This window comes from Pacificimonas aurantium, from assembly GCF_020092905.1.
Lineage (GTDB): Bacteria > Pseudomonadota > Alphaproteobacteria > Sphingomonadales > Sphingomonadaceae > Pacificimonas > Pacificimonas aurantium.
This window is the reverse complement of sequence record NZ_JAGSGB010000002.1, coordinates 523,490-539,531: the sequence shown is the minus strand read 5'-3', so window position 1 is coordinate 539,531 and position 16,042 is coordinate 523,490. Positions and strand designations below refer to the sequence as shown.

Here is a 16,042-nt window from a genome sequence, read left to right as displayed (position 1 = left end):
GGGCGGCGGTTCGCCCGGCCCTTCGCAGGGCCAGTTCCTTGACCGTTCATCCGATCCGATCCGAGGCCAAGACGCGCGGCGCGCGGATGCTGCGCACCGCGCTCGGGCCGTCGATCTCGGCATGGCTGGACGACCCGACCGTGATCGAGGTGATGCTAAACCCGGACGGGAGGTTGTGGCTCGATCGGCTCGGCGAAGGCGTTAGCGATACCGGCGAGACGCTGACCGCCGCCGATGGCGAACGCATCGTGCGCCTGGTCGCTCATCATGTCGGCGTCGAGGTTCATGCGCGCAGTCCCCGCGTGTCGGCAGAACTGCCCGAGGGCGGCGAACGATTCGAGGGCTTGCTGCCGCCTGTCGTAGCGGCTCCCGCCTTCGCTATCCGCAAGCCCGCCGTCGCGGTGTTCACGCTTGACGACTACGCCACCGCCGGGATCATGTCGGCCGACGCGGCGACGGCGCTGCGCGAAGGCGTATCGGCTCGCGCCAACATTCTCGTCGCCGGCGGCACCGGCAGCGGCAAGACCACGCTGGTCAACGCGCTCTTGGCCGAAGTCGCCAAGACGACCGACCGCATCGTTCTGATCGAAGACACGCGCGAGCTGCAATGCGCTGCGCCCAACCTCGTCGCCATGCGGACGAAGGACGGCGTGGTGTCGCTGTCCGAGCTGGTCCGTTCGTCGTTACGGCTTAGGCCGGATCGCATCCCGATCGGAGAGGTGCGCGGCGCCGAGGCGCTCGACCTCATCAAAGCCTGGGGCACCGGCCATCCGGGCGGCATCGGAACCATTCACGCCGGCACCGCACTTGGCGCGCTCCGCCGCATGGAGCAACTCGTTCAAGAGGCGGTCGTGACAGTCCCTCGCGCGCTGATCGCCGAGACCATCGACCTGATCGCCGTGCTGGTCCGTGACGCGCACGGCCGGCGTCTCGCCGAGCTGGCCCGCGTCGAAGGACTCGACGCCGCGACCGGCGACTACCGCCTTACCCTGCTTCCCAAACCCCAGCCCGGAGACCTGCCATGATCCATGCCATTCGGCATGGCGCGCGTCGCGCCATGCTCGCCACCACCGCCAGCGTCGTCGCGCTGACCTTTGCCGTTCCGGCCCACGCGGGCGGATCGTCGATGCCGTGGGAAGCGCCGCTGCAAAGCATCCTCGAAAGCATCGAGGGGCCGGTGGCGAAAATCGTCGCGGTCATCATCATCATCGTGACCGGCCTGACGCTGGCTTTCGGCGATACTTCCGGCGGCTTCCGCCGGCTGATCCAGATCGTGTTCGGTCTCAGCATCGCCTTTGCCGCGTCGAGCTTCTTCCTGTCGTTCTTCTCGTTCGGCGGCGGGGCGCTCGTCTGATGCAGGACGCAGCCGAACCGATCGCGGGCTTCTATGCCCCCGTCCACCGGGCGCTGACCGAGCCGATTTTGCTCGGCGGCGCGCCGCGGTCGCTCGCCATCGTCAACGGGACGCTGGCCGGCGCGATCGGGCTCGGCCTGCGTCTCTGGATCGCCGGCCTGGTCATCTGGGCGATCGGCCACGCGCTTTCCGTATGGGTTGCACGACGCGATCCGCAGTTCGTGGACGTGGCCCGGCGCCATCTCCGCTTCCCGACATGGATGCAGCCATGATGAGCTTGCGCGAATATCGCAGCAAGGCCGCGTACCTTGCGGACTTCCTGCCTTGGGCCGCGTTGGTCGGCGAAGGTGTCGTGCTCAACAAGGACGGTTCGTTCCAGCGCACCGCACGCTTCCGCGGCCCTGATCTCGACAGTGCGACGCCGGCCGAGCTGGTCGCCACCACGGCACGCTTGAACAGTTCACTCCGGCGCCTGGGCTCCGGTTGGGCGATCTTCGTGGAGGCGCAGCGCAGTCCCGCGCTCGATTACCCCGAGTCCGAGTTTCCCGATCCCGTTTCTGCGCTGGTCGATATGGAGCGCCGCGAACAGTTCCGTGAGGAAGGCGCGCATTTCGAGAGCGCCTATTTCCTGACGTTGCTGTGGATGCCGCCGGCCGAGGACGCCGCGCGGGCCGAAGGCTGGCTTTACGAGGGCCGGTCCACCACCGGCGTCGATCCGTGGGAGCTGCTCAAAGGCTTCACCGATCGTAGCGACCGCGTGCTCAATTTGGTCGAGGGTTTCGTGCCCGAGGTCCGCTGGCTCGATGACGGCGAGACGCTGACCTACCTCCACTCGACGATCTCGACGCGGCGACAGCGTGTGCGCGTGCCGGAAACCCCGATGCACCTCGACGCGCTGCTCGCCGATGAGCCGTTGACCGGCGGGCTGGAACCTTGCCTGGGCGACCATCATCTCCGCATCCTCACCATTACCGGCTTTCCCAGCTCGACGTTTCCGGGGCTGCTCGACGAGCTGAACCGACTGGCGTTCGGCTATCGCTGGTCCACCCGCGCGATCATGCTCGACAAGACCGACGCGACGAAGCTGCTTACCCGCATCCGTCGCCAGTGGTTCGCCAAGCGCAAATCCGTCGCCGCCATCTTGAAGGAGGTGATGACCAACGAGGCGAGCACGCTGCTCGACAGCGACGCCTCGAACAAGGCCGCCGACGCCGACACCGCCTTGCAGGAGCTGGGCGCCGACTATGCCGGCATGGCCTATGTCACCGCCACGGTGACGGTGTGGGACCGCGATCCCGCCATCGCGGCCGAGAAGCTGAGGCTCGTCGAGAAGGTTATTCAGGGCCGCGATTTCACCGTCATTCCCGAGGGCATGAACGCGATCGAGGCGTGGCTGGGCAGCCTTCCCGGCCACACCTACGCCAATGTTCGCCAGCCCCCGATTTCCACCATCAATCTCGCCCACCTGATCCCCCTGTCAGCAGTATGGGCGGGGCCGGAACGGGACGAGCATTTCGGTGCAGCCCCCTTGCTCTACGCAAGAACCGAAGGCTCGACCCCGTTCCGGTTTTCCCTTCACGTCGGCGATGTCGGCCACACGCTGATTGTCGGCCCGACCGGCGCCGGCAAATCGGTCCTGCTCGCGCTGATGGCGATGCAGTTCCGCCGTTACGAGAACAGCCAGGTCTTTGCCTTCGACTTCGGCGGCAGCATCCGCGCCGCCTCGATCGGCATGGGCGGCGACTGGCAGGATCTCGGCGGAATGCTTGCCGACGAAACCGGCGACGGGGTGCAGCTCCAACCGCTCGCCCGCATCGACGATCCGGCCGAGCGAGCGTGGGCGGCGGAATGGCTGGCGGCGATCCTCGCGTCCGAAGGCGTCGCGGTCGATCCGCAGGCTAAGGAGCATATCTGGTCGGCGCTCAACTCCCTGGCGTCGGCGCCGGTTAGCGAACGCACGCTGACCGGCCTTGCCGTGCTGTTGCAGAACCAGCAGCTCAAACAGGCGCTCGCCTCGTATTGCATCGGCGGGCCGTGGGGCCGGCTTCTCGACGCCGAGGACGAGCGCTTGGGCGAAGCCGCCGTGCAGGCGTTCGAGACCGAAGGACTGGTCGGCGCCGGCTCCGCCGCCGCCGTTTTGTCCTACCTGTTCCACCGGATCGGCGGGCGGCTGGACGGCTCGCCCACACTCATCATCATCGACGAGGGCTGGCTGGTTCTCGACAGCCCGGACTTCGCAGCGCAGCTCCGCGAGTGGCTGAAGACCCTTCGCAAGAAGAACGCCAGCGTCGTCTTTGCCACGCAGAGCCTTGCGGACATCGAAACGTCGAGCATCGCCCCGGCCATCATCGAAAGCTGCCCGACGCGCATCTTCCTGCCGAACGAGCGCGCCGCCGAGCCGCAGATCGCCGCCATCTACGAGCGGTTCGGGCTTAACGCCCGCCAGATCGAAATCCTCAGCCGGGCGATACCCAAGCGCGACTATTATTGCCAGTCGCGGCGCGGCAACCGGCTGTTCGAGCTGGGGCTGGGCGAGGTCGCGCTGGCCTTCGCCGCCGCGTCGGCCAAGGCCGATCAGCTCCGCATCGCCGACATCATCGAGACTCACGGCCAAACCGCATTCGCGGCCGAATGGCTGCGCCATCGCGGCTGCGCCTGGGCGATCGAGCTTCTTCCCCCCCGCCAGCAGGAGTTACCGCTATGACCCGACTTCCCCTGCGCCGCGCCATTCTGGCCGGCGTCCTCGCCACCGCGACCATCGCGCCGATCGCGGCGCCCGTGCCGGCCTACGCGCAGTTCGGCGGGATCGTCTATGACCCGACCAACTATGCGCAGAACGTGCTGACCGCCGCGCGCACGCTGGAGCAGATCAACAATCAGATTCGCCAGATACAGAATCAGGCGACTTCGTTGCTCAACGAGGCCCGCAATCTGGCGAGCCTCCCGCAATCCTCGCTCGCCGAGTTGCAGGGCCAGGTGCGCCAGACCCAGCAGTTGCTCGGCCAGGCGCAGCGCATCGCCTATGACTTGGGCCAGATCGACCAGGCTTTCACCAGCCGATACACAGCCGGCGCCATGTCGGTCCCGCAACGGCAGCTCGTCGCAAATGCGCGCGAGCGGTGGGAGACCAGCGTAGGCGCGTTTCAGGACGCGCTCCGCGTTCAGGCCGGCGTCGTTGGAAATATCGACGGCTCGCGCGCGACGATGAACCGCCTCGTGTCGGCGAGCCAATCATCTCAAGGCGCGCTCCAAGCGGCTCAGGCCGGCAACCAGCTTCTCGCGCTGCAATCGCAGCAGCTCGCCGACATCGCGGCGTTGCTGGCCGCTCAAGGCCGAGCGCAATCGCTGGAGGCGGCGCGAAATGCAGCCGCCGAAGCCGAGGGGCGCGAGCGCCTCCGCCGCTTCCTCGGCAACTGAGCCGATGTCGGCAGCCGTCAAGATCGCCGGCGTCGCCACGCTGGCAGGGCTCATGATGACGGTGGCGGTGATCGCCGCCGTCACCGAGCCGCGCGTGCCGGAGGCGGCCAACGCCGTGGCGGCACGCGCCGAGCGCGATCCCTTAGCGGCGGAACTCGCGCGTTGCCGCGCGCTCACCATGCCGGATTCCGGCTGCGAGGCGGCATGGGCGGCGCATCAACGCCGGTTCTTCGGCAGGGAAGGCAATCAGCGGTGAACGACACCGGCATCATCGACAACTTCCTACAGGTTTTCACGACCTACATCGACAGCGGGTTCGGACTGCTCGGCGGCGAGATCGCGTTCCTTTCGACCACGCTGATCGCCATCGACCTGACGATTGCCGGTCTGTTCTGGGCATGGGGCGCCGACGAGGACGTGCTTCAGCGCCTCATCAAAAAGACGCTCTACATCGGCGTCTTTGCCTTCATCATCGGCAATTTCTCGACACTGGCGACGATCGTGTTCCAGTCTTTCGCCGGGCTGGGCTTGAAGGCGACGGGCGATGCCATGAGCATCGCCGACTTCATGCGCCCCGGCTTCATCGCCGCGACCGGCTTGGATGCGGGTGAGCCGCTGGTCGTTGCTGCGGGCGAGCTGGTCGGTCCAATCTCATTCTTCACCAACTTCGTTCAGATCGTCGTGTTGCTGCTCGCTTGGGCGCTTGTCGTCATCGCCTTCTTCATCCTGGCGATCCAGATTTTCGTGACGCTGATCGAGTTCAAGCTGGTGACGCTCGCCGGCTTCGTGCTGTTGCCGTTCGCCTTCTTCAGCAAGACCGCCTTCATGGCCGAGAAGGTGTTGGGCCATGTCGTCTCCACCGGCATCAAAGTTCTCGTGCTCGCCGTCATCACCGGCATCGGCACGACGTTGTTCAGTCAATTCACCGCCGCCGCTGGCCCAGAGCCCACGCTGGAGCAAGCGATGTCGATCGCGCTCGGCGCGCTGTCGCTGCTTGGCTTGGCGATCTTCGGCCCCGGCGTAGCGAACGGCATCGTCTCAGGCGGGCCGGCCCTCGGCGCGGGCGCAGCCGCCGGGACCGCGCTGGCCGCAAGCGGCGCGCTGGTTGGCGGTGCAGCCGCCGCACGCCTCGGCGCCGGCGCGGCTGCAAGCGCGATCGGCGGCGCGGCACGAGGGAGCGCCTTTGCTTCCGGCGCCGCCAGCAGCGCCTATGCGCTCGGCTCGGCAGGCAAGACCGGCGCAGCCGCCGTCGCGGGTGGCGCGGCCGGTGTCGGCCAAGCGGCGGCGGGTGCGGCGATTTCCCCGCTACGGAAAGCCGCCGCGTCCCTGAAAGACAGCTATCGCGCCGGCGGTCGCGCAGCAGTCACCGCGACGCGAGGCACGATTTCAGGAGGTGCTTCGCCATCGGCACCAGCCTCCGACGACAGGCCCGCTTGGGCATCGGCCATGAAGCGCCGCCAGACCATGACCCACGGCGCGACGATCGCCGCCCACACCCTACGTTCCGGCGACGGCGGGGGAAGCGGCTCGTCCGTCGATCTCCATCAGAAGGACTAGCTGCCATGTTCCGACGACCGACCATCCGCTACGGCCAGACCCCCGAACCGACCACGCCCTATCAGCGCGCCGCCCAAGCCTGGGACGACAGGATCGGTTCGGCGCGCGTGCAGGCGAAGAACTGGCGTCTCGCATTTTTCGGCACGCTCGCCCTTTCGGGCGGCCTGGCTGGCGGCCTCGTCTGGCAATCGGCCCGTGGCCATATCGTCCCTTGGGTGGTGCAGGTCGATCGGCTCGGCGAGGCGCAGGCGGTCGCGCCGGCCGAGGCCGGCTATCGCCCGACCGATCCGCAGATCGCGTTCCATCTCGCCCGCTTCATCGAGCAAGTCAGGAGCGTGCCGGCCGATCCGGTCATCGTTCGTCAGAACTGGCTTCGCGCCTATGACTTCACCACCGATCGGGGCGCGGTCGCGCTCAACGATTACGCTCGCGCCAACGACCCGTTCGCCAACGTCGGGCGGGTGCAGGTGGCGGTGGACGTATCAAGCGTCATCCGCGCGTCACCGGACAGCTTCCGCGTCGCCTGGACGGAGCGACGCTATCAGGACGGCAGCCTCGCCGCCACCGAACGCTGGTCGGCGATCCTCACCATCGTCGTGCAGCCGCCTCGCACGCCGGACGCACTCCGCAAGAATCCGCTCGGTGTGTTCGTCAATGCCCTCAACTGGTCAAAGGAGCTGTCGCAATGATCGGCATTCCCTTCCGGCGCGCCGTCACCGCCGCGCTGCTCGTTTCCGCCTCCGCGCTCGCCGGCTGTGCCACTACTTCCGCTCGGCCGCCCGCTATCGCATATGACGATCCACCGCGCGAAGTCGCCGCGACGCCGGCCGCCGAGCCGCCGCGCCCGGTGGAGATCGTTACGATTCCTGAACCGTTGCCGCTTCCCGGTCAGCTCAAGCCATTGCCGGATGCCCCTCGCGTGTCAGAGCCTGCCGATCCCCGTAGGCGCGTCGGCGATGCAAACGCCGCCGCGCGGGTGCAGCCGGCCCGTGACGGCTTCCTCAACGCCATCCAGCAATATCCCTGGACGGACGGCGCGCTCTATCAGATCTATACCGCGCCCGGCCAAGTGACGGACATCGCCTTACAGGAGGGCGAGCAGCTCGTTGGGCCGGGGCCGGTAGCAGCCGGCGACACCGTGCGCTGGATCATCGGCGATACTATCAGCGGCGGCGGGCCGGCAGCGCGAGTGCATATCCTCGTCAAACCGACGAGGCCGGACCTCGCCACCAACCTCGTCATCAACACCGATCGGCGCACCTATCATCTGGAGCTGCGCGCGACACCTGCGACCTACATGGCCTCAGTGTCGTGGACCTACCCGCAAGATCAGCTCATCGCGCTACGCGGCGGCAACATCGCCGCTGCGACGGTCGCGCCGGCCGCGACCGGCGTGGATGTGACTTCGCTCAATTTCCGTTATCGCATCGAGGGCGACCGCGCCCCGTGGCGTCCCATTCGTGCGTTCGACGACTCCCGGCAGGTGTTCATCGAGTTTCCGGCGGGGATCTCGCAGGGCGAGATGCCGCCGCTGTTCGTTACCGGCGCGGCCGGGGACGCCGAGCTAGTCAATTATCGCGTGCAGGGCCGCTACATGGTGGTGGACCGGCTGTTCGCCGCCGCCGAACTGCGCCTGGGCGATCGGCGCAATGAACAGCGCGTCCGCATCGTGCGCGACGACGGACGGGAGCGGCGGCCGTGAACGATCGCACCGACATTCCCTCCGCCGAGCCGGCCGCGCCGCAGCCCCTTCCCGCCGATCCAAAGCCATTCCAGCTTCGACGCGATCCGCCCCGCGTCATGCGTCTGTCCCGCAAGGCGCTGACAGTCATAGGCGTGGCCGCCGGCCTCGGTATCGGCGGCTCGCTGATCTACGCGCTCAAACCGGCTGGTGAACGGCAGGCGGAAGAACTCTACAACACCGAGAGCCGCGCCACGGCCGAGACCATCACCTCGGGACCGAGGGACTATGCTCAAGCGCCGCGCCTTGGGCCACCACTTCCCGGCGACCTCGGCGGCCCGATCGTGTCCGCCCAGCAGCGCGGCGAGAACGTGCCCGTGCCGCCGATCGGCACGCAGCCGGCCCAACCCGATCCGCGCGCGCAGGCCGAGGAGGCTGCGCGCCAGCGCGCCCAGCAGGAACGTGACGCTGCCCGAATGAGTGGCGTATTCCTCGGCGGCAACGCGGGCAACGCCGGAACGGCGCCGGCCCCGTCGCTGATCTTGCCCGACCAAGCCGCGCAGCTAACGCAGCAGGCGAGCGCAGCGCAGGGCGATCAAGCTGGCCGGCGCGCTTTCATGGCGCAAGCCTCGAACCAGCGAACGGTGAGCGCGGAGCGGCTGATCGCACCCCCGTCGCCCAACATCGTGCAGGCCGGAAGCATCATCCCGGCCGCGCTCATCACCGGGATCAGGTCCGATCTTCCCGGCCAGATAACGGCGCAGGTTACGCAGAACGTCTATGACAGCCCGACAGGCCGCATCTTGCTCATCCCGCAAGGTGCCCGGCTGATCGGCGAATACGACAGCGAGATCACCGCCGGGCAGACCCGTGTTCTCCTCGCCTGGGACCGGCTCATCATGCCGGACGGGCGCTCGATCGTTCTCGAGCGCCAGCCAGGCGCGGACGGCGCTGGGTTCGCCGGCCTACAGGATCGCGTGAATCAGCATTGGGGCAATCTGCTCAGGGCGGCGGCCGTCTCGACTCTGCTCGGCGTCGGCGCCGAGTTGGGCGCGGACAGCGAGGATGACTTGACCCGCGCGTTACGGCGCGGCTCGCAGGACACGATCAATCAGACCGGCCAGCAGATCGTTCGGCGGCAGCTCAACGTGCAGCCGACCCTTACCATCCGGCCGGGCCATCCGCTGCGCGTGGTCATCACCCGCGACCTAGTGCTCGAACCTTTGGGAGCGTCACGATGACGAAATTGAAGCTGGGGCCATTGGTGGACGATCGGCCTGTCAAACTGACGGTGGAGCTACCCGCCGGGGTCCACCGCGATCTTGTAGCCTACGCCGCCGCGCTCGCGGCGGAGACCGGCCAGCAACCTATGCCGCCTGAAAAGCTGGTGGCGCCTATGCTTGCGCGCTTCATGGACACCGACCGCGGCTTTCGTCGCCACCGCGCGCAAGGCAGTTAAGGGGTTCCCGGCTTCTCAGTTGCCGGTGAAACGCTTGAAGCGATCGCGGCTATCGGCCTCGATAACTGCCTGCTCGGCGTTGGCGCATTCATCACCGCGCACCGAACCGTCTCGACACGCTGCTACGATCTGCCGAGCCTCGTCGATATTGGCCGCAAAATACTGCGTCCCGCGCGCTGCGGTCGGCTGCGGCGCGGCCGGGGCCGGACTGACGGCGACGGCTGTTTGGCTAAGGGGGGCGATGACCGGCCGCAAGACAAAGCCGCCTGCGAAGCCGATGACCAAAGTGACAAGCACGATGATGATGGTCCTGCCTTGCGACATCAAAAATTTACTCCACCGACTGGCCGCCTAATTTACTGGAATCTTGGCGAGAAATCAAAAGAGAGCGCATAGCGGGCCTTGATAAATCCAAGAAAGCGCCGCAACGCTGGATTGCGATTGTCGTCTCGCCAGCAACCCGAGTATCCGGTCAGTGCCGGTCCTTGTTCGCCATGAATCGGCCGATAGACGACACTAGGATAGGTCGCTCCGGTCGATCCCTCGCAGACAATGGTAACACCCGAGTTGACGCCGAGGATGCTCAGCACGGTCTCACGGCTCGCCCGCGACATTCGGATGTCAGGCTTACCGCCCGAGATTGGAAGTCTGCCAAGCAACATGTCGCGGATTTCAGGGCCGGGATCGGCCGCGGGCAGAAGGAAGTGCTCGCCCCGAAGATCCGTCCAGTGAATTATGTCCCGTCTAGCCAACGGATGCGAGGCGGGCAACGCGGCTAGCATCCGCTCGCTCCATAGCGGCTCGCAGCGAAATCCGTTGTGGCTGGGCGTCCCCATCAGGATCGCTACGTCGATTTCGCCCGTGTCGAGCCCAGCGAGCAGAACGCTGCGATCAGCCTCGACGCATTCCAGTTCGACGTCAGGATGCGCCTCGCGCCAGCTAATGAGGGTCGCCCGGAGATTGCCGGCGGAGACCGAGCTATTGTACCCGAGCAATAGACCGCCAGCGCGGCCCTGGCCGGCTGCGAGCATCATGGTGACTAGCTTATCTGCCGTTGCCACCATTGGTCGCGCGCCACGAATGAACGCGGCTCCGGCCAGCGTCGTTTTGACCCCAGCCCGCGACCGCTCGAAGATAGACATTCCGATCGAGCGCTCCAACTTCGAGATGGAGCGACTGAGGGTCGATTGTTCAATATCAAGTGCCCGGGCGGCTCTGTAAAAACTACCATGGTCCGCCGCGGCGATAGCATAACAAAGCTGGCGGATTTCAAATGGCAAGCAGAACTCCTTACTCCGTTCGGTGATACCAGCTACCTGCCAGAAACAATTCCTATCTGAGCGCCGCTGTGGAGCGATTGGGATGATGCAACTTCTTCCTATCGTCGCGGCGCGCAAGGCCAAGCTTCAGCCAATGCTTGTTCGGCGCCAGCAACCATGTGAACGTCCATGAAGTAGCTGTTGTCTTCTGCCCAGCGCAGATAGGCTGAACGCAATCTATTCCGATCGTAACGCGGCGCCCCACACTCGCTACCCCGCGCCACTATCATCATGTCCAGCACGCCTTGAAGGTATGCGCCGCACGCTGGGTTGTTGGCGCGACAGCTTGCAACGAGTTCAGAGCCGTTTGTGTGAATCGGTTGTTCTTGCGCATAACTCGAAGCAGCGAGCACGACGGATGATACACACGCTCCGATGCAATAACCGACAGTCCTAAACATATTTGATCCTCGGATGGTGTTTTCAAAGAATGGGCCTTACCCCCATTCAGGCCCATTCAGACGACTGAGAGTTCAGTCGCCATCCTCATCGCTGTCGTTTTCATTCCCGAGGATTTGGCCTGTCGGCGTAACGAACAGCTCCACGTTCTTGCCAGCCTGATCCTTGCCTTCGATCTCGTAGAGCGTGCTGCCGTCCGCCTTTCTGGTTACCAGCTCGGCTTCGCGGACAGACGCGAGTCGTGTGCGCGCGGCGTTCATCGCGGCCACCGGCACCTGGTCGAGTGCGACTTCCTTCTCGCTATGCTCGCCGATAATGCGGTTCTCGTTCGCCTCATGGTTCTGCTGCGCCGCGAGCGCCACGCCTGCCACCGTCAACACAGCAGCGCTGGCTCCGATGACGAGAGTTCGTTTGCTAGCCATGTTCCGTTCCACTTCCTTCGGGGCCGGGGGATGAACGGGCGGCGGTCGCGGCCCGACTGGCCGTCGTCCGATTCTTAGTTTTTTCGATTGTTCATTGTGTCGAGTGCCGAGCGGAGACCGCGCGCCAGCTTTGCCGCGTCGTCATTGGCCCAGAAGTGCAGGAAGAACAGGCGCGGCTCGTCGTTCAACATATGGTTGTGAAGCGCTGTGACTTCGATGTCGTTCGCTCGAAGCGCTCGAAGGACGCGGTCTACTTCGCTCGCGATGAGGACGAAATCGCCCGTGATCGCCGCCTTGCCGCCGCCGGTGGGCTGAAAATTGATTGCGGTCGCAGTTCCCATTGATTGAGGCGTCACCATGCCGCCATCCATGAGCCGCTCCGCACGGGGAATACTGTATTGCAGAACGCCACCATTGACCCTGCCTTCGGCTCCCATCAGCTCGTCCAGAGCATCGGAGTTTAGATTGAGGCGAGACGGTGCTCCCGCTCCAAGAGACGGTGGAGAGATCGGTGTGCGGCTTGCGGAAATGGCTTGGCGCAGCGCCGCCGCCAGCCTTACCGGATCGCCATGCGCAGCTATGTGCATGTACATGGTGCCGGGCGCGGACCGCAGCAGGTGATTGTGGAGCGCGGTGATGGTGTATCCACCTTGCAAAAGGCGCGTCATCACAGGGTTCACTTCCTCGTGCGTGAGCACAAGATCGCCCATTACCATCACTTCGTCCCCCATAGGCTGAAACGCGGCCCAGGAGCCGAGCGCCAGCGAAGGCTCTATCGATACGCCATCCAGAACAACGCGCAGGTCGGAGCGAGGAAATCCGTAGCGACGAACTCCGTCCGGCTGCTCGACGCCGGGGCGTCCCAGCGCGGCGTCAACCTTCGCCCAGTCCGGTGCCGCCCAAGCAGGTGCGGCTAGTAGCAGCGTGGCCAACCCCGATAACAGCACCGTCCGCATAGTTTTGCTTCAACTCCTGATGCATAATGAGATCATGGTCGATGCCTCCTCGGGCACGCCAAAGCTGCGACACTCATGCATCGGCGCCGACCGCAAGGCACCTTGTAGATTCACAAGGTCCGCTGGCGGCATTCTGCACTAGAAGGCGATCGAACTCTTGTGCGAACGCAGCCGTCGGCAAACGACATTGGCGCACTGTCGGCACTGCTCGCACGCGGCTATGGTCGGCGCAAACAACAGAGGAGATGCCTCGGGCATTATGCGCCTACTACTGATCGAGGACGACGAGGACACGGGGAGCGCCGTTGTTGAAGCGCTGCGTGCTCGCGGTCACGCCGTCGATTGGGAGGACGACGGAAAAAGCGGACTTGATCGCGCCGTGAGCGGTGCTCACGCGTTGCTGATCGTTGACCGAATGCTGCCAGAGATGGATGGGCTATCGGTTGTCACCGAGCTGCGCCGTCGCCAAGTCGTAGCACCCGTGCTGATGCTCACGGCGCTAGGCTCCGTGGGCCAACGAGTCGAAGGTCTTGAAGGTGGAGCCGACGACTATCTTGTCAAACCGTTCGCGATCGCCGAACTGGTCGCGCGCGTTGAAGCGCTGCAGCGCCGGGCGGCCGGCCCGCCCAGCATCCTCTCGCTGGGCGATCTGACACTCGACCGTCTCGCTCGGACGGTGCGGAGAGGCAACACGCCCATCGAACTAATCCCACGCGAGTTCCAGCTTCTCGAACTACTGATGCTGAACTCGCCGGCCGTGCTTACGCGGTTGATGCTGCTGGAGACCGTGTGGAAGTTCCGTTTCGATCCTGGCAGGAACCTCGTCGAAAGCCACATCAGTCGGCTGCGGGCAAAGATCGATCGCGGTGACGATCCCCCCCTGATCCATACCGTGCGTGGGGAAGGCTATGCCGCTTGGAGTGATTAGCCGGCTGTTGCGCTCGACGGTGTCCCGTCTTGTTGCGCTCAACGCGCTGCTGCTCGTCATCAGCATGGTCGCCGGCGCGCTCGGCGGCTGGATCGCAACGCGCGGGGTGGTTGAGCGCGAGGCTCGAAATCGCATCGAGCTGGAGTCGCACGTGATCGCCCTCGAAGCGCAACGGGGAGGCCTTGATCGCGCACTGGAAATAATTCGAGCGAAGGCCGAGCGGCCGGGGTCGCCCGAGTATTATTTAGTTGGGCCAGATGGACGCACGCTGATCGGCGACATCCAAATTGTACCGCGAAAGGTCGGTTGGCACTTTATCGACCAGCCTCCGCCGCAACCCGGCGTCGAGGGCGTCCATCTGCTGGCGATGACGCGACGCCTTCCCGATGGATCCCTTCTCATCGTTGGAGAGGATATGGAGCGAAGCGAAGCAATCCGCGACGCTGTTTTCGGGGCCATTCTGACCGCTGGCGGAATCGCGTTGGTGTTCGGCATCATCGCAGGCCTCTTCGCCACGCGGCAGACGCTGCGCCAGATGAAGCGGATCAACGTTACCGTCCGAGCAGTCGAGCGTGGCGATCTCTCGGCGCGGACCGGCGCTCCGGTCGATGCGCGCACCGATCTTGATCAACTCGCGTTGGCCATCGACCGTATGCTCGATCGGATTGACACGCTGGTAGCCACGATCCGTCGCGTGTCGGCGGAGGTCGCCCACGACCTGCGCACGCCGCTCACGCGGGTGAGGCACTCTGTTGAATTGGCGTTGGCACAGCACGATGAAGAGCTCAGGTCTGCGGCGCTGGGTGAGGCGTTGGCCGGGCTGGACGAGGCGCTTCGGCTGTTCAGTGCGGTGCTGGATCTAGCGGAGATTGATGCCGGTAACGCGCGCGCGCGATTTCAGCCTATCGACCTGGCAGAGATCGTTGACCGGGTGGTGGATGCCTATCGTGCAGAGATCGAGGCTTCCGGCCGCAACATCTCTGTGAGCTTAGCGCGAGAAGCGCTGGTCGCCGGTGACGCCGACCTGCTGGCGCGTGCGCTCGCCAACCTGATTGAGAACGCGCTCAAATACTCCGGTGAGCACGCTCGTATCGATGTTTCGGTCACCGAGCAGGCCGACACGTTGACGATGGCGGTCGCCGACGACGGTCCCGGCGTATCCGATTGCGAGGTCTCCGAGATGCTGCGCCCGTTCGGGCGCTTGGACCGAGCGCGGCGTGCATCCGGCAACGGCCTTGGCCTCGCCATCGCCGACGCCGTTGCCCGACTGCACCGTGGAGCGCTGGCCTTTGCGCGGCTCCAGCCAGGGCTGGCGGTCGAAATCAGATTGCCGCGGGCACCGGCGGTGACGGCGGCTCGAATACTGGATCAAGTTGACTGAGCGTGACGAAAGGCGCTTCGCTGGTCCAGCGACCGACTAACGTATCCCGGAACGTGCGAACGTTTATGCCGGCGAAGCCGTGGTTCCTCGGCCGGCGACACGGCGTTCGTGCGCCGCGACCGCGCGACGGTATGCGGCATCCGCCACCTGTCGCACGGCGCTGGGCGGAAACGGCGCGACCGAACTGACGTTGATCTCGCACAAGACATAGCTGTCCGAGCCGCGATCGTCTTTCGGCCCGTAGAGGAAGTCCGCGTCCCACAGGAGCGGCAGCTCGTCATGCTCGATGGCGAGGATGTGCTGCAACCCGGGAATCCACGACTGTTCCATATCGTCTCTGAGCGACTGGAAAGCGCCGGCGTCGGCAGGCTGCATGACCCGCGGCCCCGGCTGCGCCTTCGGAGAATCGACCCCTTCCGCGGGTAGCGGCAATAGCGCGCGGATCAGTTGGTGGCCGAAACCGACGACCGTGCCCTCGCTCACATAGCAGCGGATCATGCCGTCCCCGAGCCGCGGTTGGAACGGTTGGTCGATGAGGCATTCGCCGCGCTCAAAATAGGGTGCGAACCGAGCGATCAGGGCATCGAGGGGGATCTTGAACGGAACGCTGTCCCGCGCGGCGTGAAGGACCGAAACGATCGGTTGGGCGCCACCCCCCCGGTCAGCAACTTCGACCCGCCACACGCCCCGGCCGCCATTGCTCCGATTTTCCTTGAGCACACGCGGCCCGGAAGCCAGGCGTTCAAGAAGCAGCGCGCGCAGTTCCTCCAGATCGGCGTAGCGGTGTGTGTCGGTGCCCCAACCCAGCGCCCGCGTGGCGTGAAGCACGCTTTTCACGCCCATTTTCGCGATGATATCGGGATGCGCGCTGATCGAGACGCCCGCCGCCGCGGCCTCGCGCAAAATCGGATCGAGCCTTGAGCGGTCACCGGCGTCGCTGATCGGGTCGGCCCAGACCATCACGCCATCGCACGTCAGCAGACGGTCGCGCGTTGTACCAGCCGTCTCGTCGGCATATCCAATCGCCTCGACCTCACCGCCCAACTCACGCAGCGCTGCCATGATCGGCCACTGGCGCGCGCTTTGCACGTCCAGAGGGCTGGTGGGGAGGTCGGTTCGCCACAACAGGCCGATCTTGGGGCAAGTGGTCAAGGCCGACTTCACTCGCC

Annotated in this window: 19 protein-coding genes; 13 read left to right on the top strand and 6 right to left on the bottom strand. The window is 65.5% G+C overall.

The window, feature by feature from the left end:
• Positions 1-38 precede the first annotated feature (38 nt).
• Genes trbB through KCN53_RS09365 form a run of 11 tightly spaced genes read left to right on the top strand, consistent with a single transcriptional unit; the run spans position 39 to position 9,468 of the window.
• Positions 39-1,025, top strand: a complete 987-nt coding sequence (trbB, locus tag KCN53_RS09415; RefSeq protein WP_054725800.1) for a P-type conjugative transfer ATPase TrbB — start codon at positions 39-41, stop codon at positions 1,023-1,025.
• Positions 1,022-1,354 (top strand): TrbC/VirB2 family protein, encoded by a 333-nt coding sequence (locus KCN53_RS09410; protein ID WP_054725809.1) that lies wholly within the window; start codon positions 1,022-1,024, stop codon positions 1,352-1,354. Before trbB ends, KCN53_RS09410 begins: the two co-directional genes overlap by 4 nt.
• Positions 1,354-1,626, top strand: coding sequence for a VirB3 family type IV secretion system protein (locus tag KCN53_RS09405; RefSeq protein WP_054725812.1), 273 nt, complete (start codon positions 1,354-1,356; stop codon positions 1,624-1,626). Before KCN53_RS09410 ends, KCN53_RS09405 begins: the two co-directional genes overlap by 1 nt.
• Complete coding sequence (trbE, locus tag KCN53_RS09400) at positions 1,623-4,058, top strand: conjugal transfer protein TrbE (RefSeq protein WP_054725815.1); 2,436 nt, start codon at positions 1,623-1,625, stop codon at positions 4,056-4,058. The genes KCN53_RS09405 and trbE overlap by 4 nt, the downstream gene beginning before the upstream one ends.
• Positions 4,055-4,771, top strand: a complete 717-nt coding sequence (trbJ, locus tag KCN53_RS09395; protein ID WP_054725818.1) for a P-type conjugative transfer protein TrbJ — start codon at positions 4,055-4,057, stop codon at positions 4,769-4,771. Before trbE ends, trbJ begins: the two co-directional genes overlap by 4 nt.
• A 4-nt stretch (positions 4,772-4,775) precedes the next feature.
• A complete protein-coding gene (trbK-alt, locus tag KCN53_RS09390; RefSeq protein ID WP_054725821.1) occupies positions 4,776-5,027 on the top strand; it encodes a putative entry exclusion protein TrbK-alt in 252 nt (83 codons plus the stop codon).
• On the top strand, positions 5,024-6,328 hold the full coding sequence (gene trbL / locus KCN53_RS09385; RefSeq protein ID WP_088712619.1) for a P-type conjugative transfer protein TrbL: 1,305 nt from the start codon (positions 5,024-5,026) through the stop codon (positions 6,326-6,328). Before trbK-alt ends, trbL begins: the two co-directional genes overlap by 4 nt.
• Before the next feature lie 5 nt (positions 6,329-6,333).
• On the top strand, positions 6,334-7,017 hold the full coding sequence (gene trbF / locus KCN53_RS09380) for a conjugal transfer protein TrbF (protein ID WP_054725827.1): 684 nt from the start codon (positions 6,334-6,336) through the stop codon (positions 7,015-7,017).
• Positions 7,014-8,030 carry a P-type conjugative transfer protein TrbG gene (gene trbG, locus KCN53_RS09375; RefSeq protein WP_054725830.1) on the top strand — a complete coding sequence of 339 codons (1,017 nt, stop codon included), beginning with the start codon at positions 7,014-7,016 and terminating at the stop codon, positions 8,028-8,030. Before trbF ends, trbG begins: the two co-directional genes overlap by 4 nt.
• Positions 8,027-9,250, top strand: a complete 1,224-nt coding sequence (locus KCN53_RS09370; RefSeq protein ID WP_088712620.1) for a TrbI/VirB10 family protein — start codon at positions 8,027-8,029, stop codon at positions 9,248-9,250. Before trbG ends, KCN53_RS09370 begins: the two co-directional genes overlap by 4 nt.
• Positions 9,247-9,468, top strand: coding sequence for a DUF2274 domain-containing protein (locus tag KCN53_RS09365; RefSeq protein ID WP_054725836.1), 222 nt, complete (start codon positions 9,247-9,249; stop codon positions 9,466-9,468). The genes KCN53_RS09370 and KCN53_RS09365 overlap by 4 nt, the downstream gene beginning before the upstream one ends.
• 15 nt (positions 9,469-9,483) lie before the next feature.
• On the opposite strand, the gene KCN53_RS09360 is transcribed toward KCN53_RS09365, so the two are convergent.
• From KCN53_RS09360 to KCN53_RS09340, 5 genes are all read right to left on the bottom strand, one after another.
• The gene (locus tag KCN53_RS09360) at positions 9,484-9,792 is read right to left on the bottom strand and encodes a hypothetical protein (protein ID WP_054725841.1); all 309 of its coding nucleotides are present in this window, start codon (positions 9,790-9,792) and stop codon (positions 9,484-9,486) included.
• Positions 9,793-9,824: 32 nt separating this feature from the next.
• A complete protein-coding gene (locus KCN53_RS09355; protein WP_158514424.1) occupies positions 9,825-10,748 on the bottom strand; it encodes a LysR family transcriptional regulator in 924 nt (307 codons plus the stop codon).
• Positions 10,749-10,846: 98 nt separating this feature from the next.
• On the bottom strand, positions 10,847-11,188 hold the full coding sequence (locus KCN53_RS16250) for a Rap1a/Tai family immunity protein (protein WP_224199557.1): 342 nt from the start codon (positions 11,186-11,188) through the stop codon (positions 10,847-10,849).
• Between the two features lie 72 nt (positions 11,189-11,260).
• Positions 11,261-11,608 (bottom strand): hypothetical protein, encoded by a 348-nt coding sequence (locus KCN53_RS09345; RefSeq protein ID WP_054725844.1) that lies wholly within the window; start codon positions 11,606-11,608, stop codon positions 11,261-11,263.
• 74 nt (positions 11,609-11,682) lie between these two features.
• Positions 11,683-12,564, bottom strand: a complete 882-nt coding sequence (locus KCN53_RS09340) for a DUF1259 domain-containing protein (protein WP_054725847.1) — start codon at positions 12,562-12,564, stop codon at positions 11,683-11,685.
• A 259-nt stretch (positions 12,565-12,823) separates the two neighbouring features.
• On the opposite strand from KCN53_RS09340, the gene KCN53_RS09335 reads away from it, so the two are divergent.
• Together KCN53_RS09335 and KCN53_RS09330 are read left to right on the top strand one after the other, a co-directional pair.
• On the top strand, positions 12,824-13,492 hold the full coding sequence (locus tag KCN53_RS09335) for a response regulator transcription factor (RefSeq protein ID WP_054733083.1): 669 nt from the start codon (positions 12,824-12,826) through the stop codon (positions 13,490-13,492).
• Positions 13,473-14,873 (top strand): sensor histidine kinase, encoded by a 1,401-nt coding sequence (locus KCN53_RS09330; RefSeq protein ID WP_054725851.1) that lies wholly within the window; start codon positions 13,473-13,475, stop codon positions 14,871-14,873. The genes KCN53_RS09335 and KCN53_RS09330 overlap by 20 nt, the downstream gene beginning before the upstream one ends.
• 63 nt (positions 14,874-14,936) lie before the next feature.
• Here the strand turns inward: KCN53_RS09330 and KCN53_RS09325 are convergent, their stop codons facing one another.
• Complete coding sequence (locus tag KCN53_RS09325; RefSeq protein WP_207790608.1) at positions 14,937-16,025, bottom strand: Cj0069 family protein; 1,089 nt, start codon at positions 16,023-16,025, stop codon at positions 14,937-14,939.
• Positions 16,026-16,042: the final 17 nt, after the last annotated feature.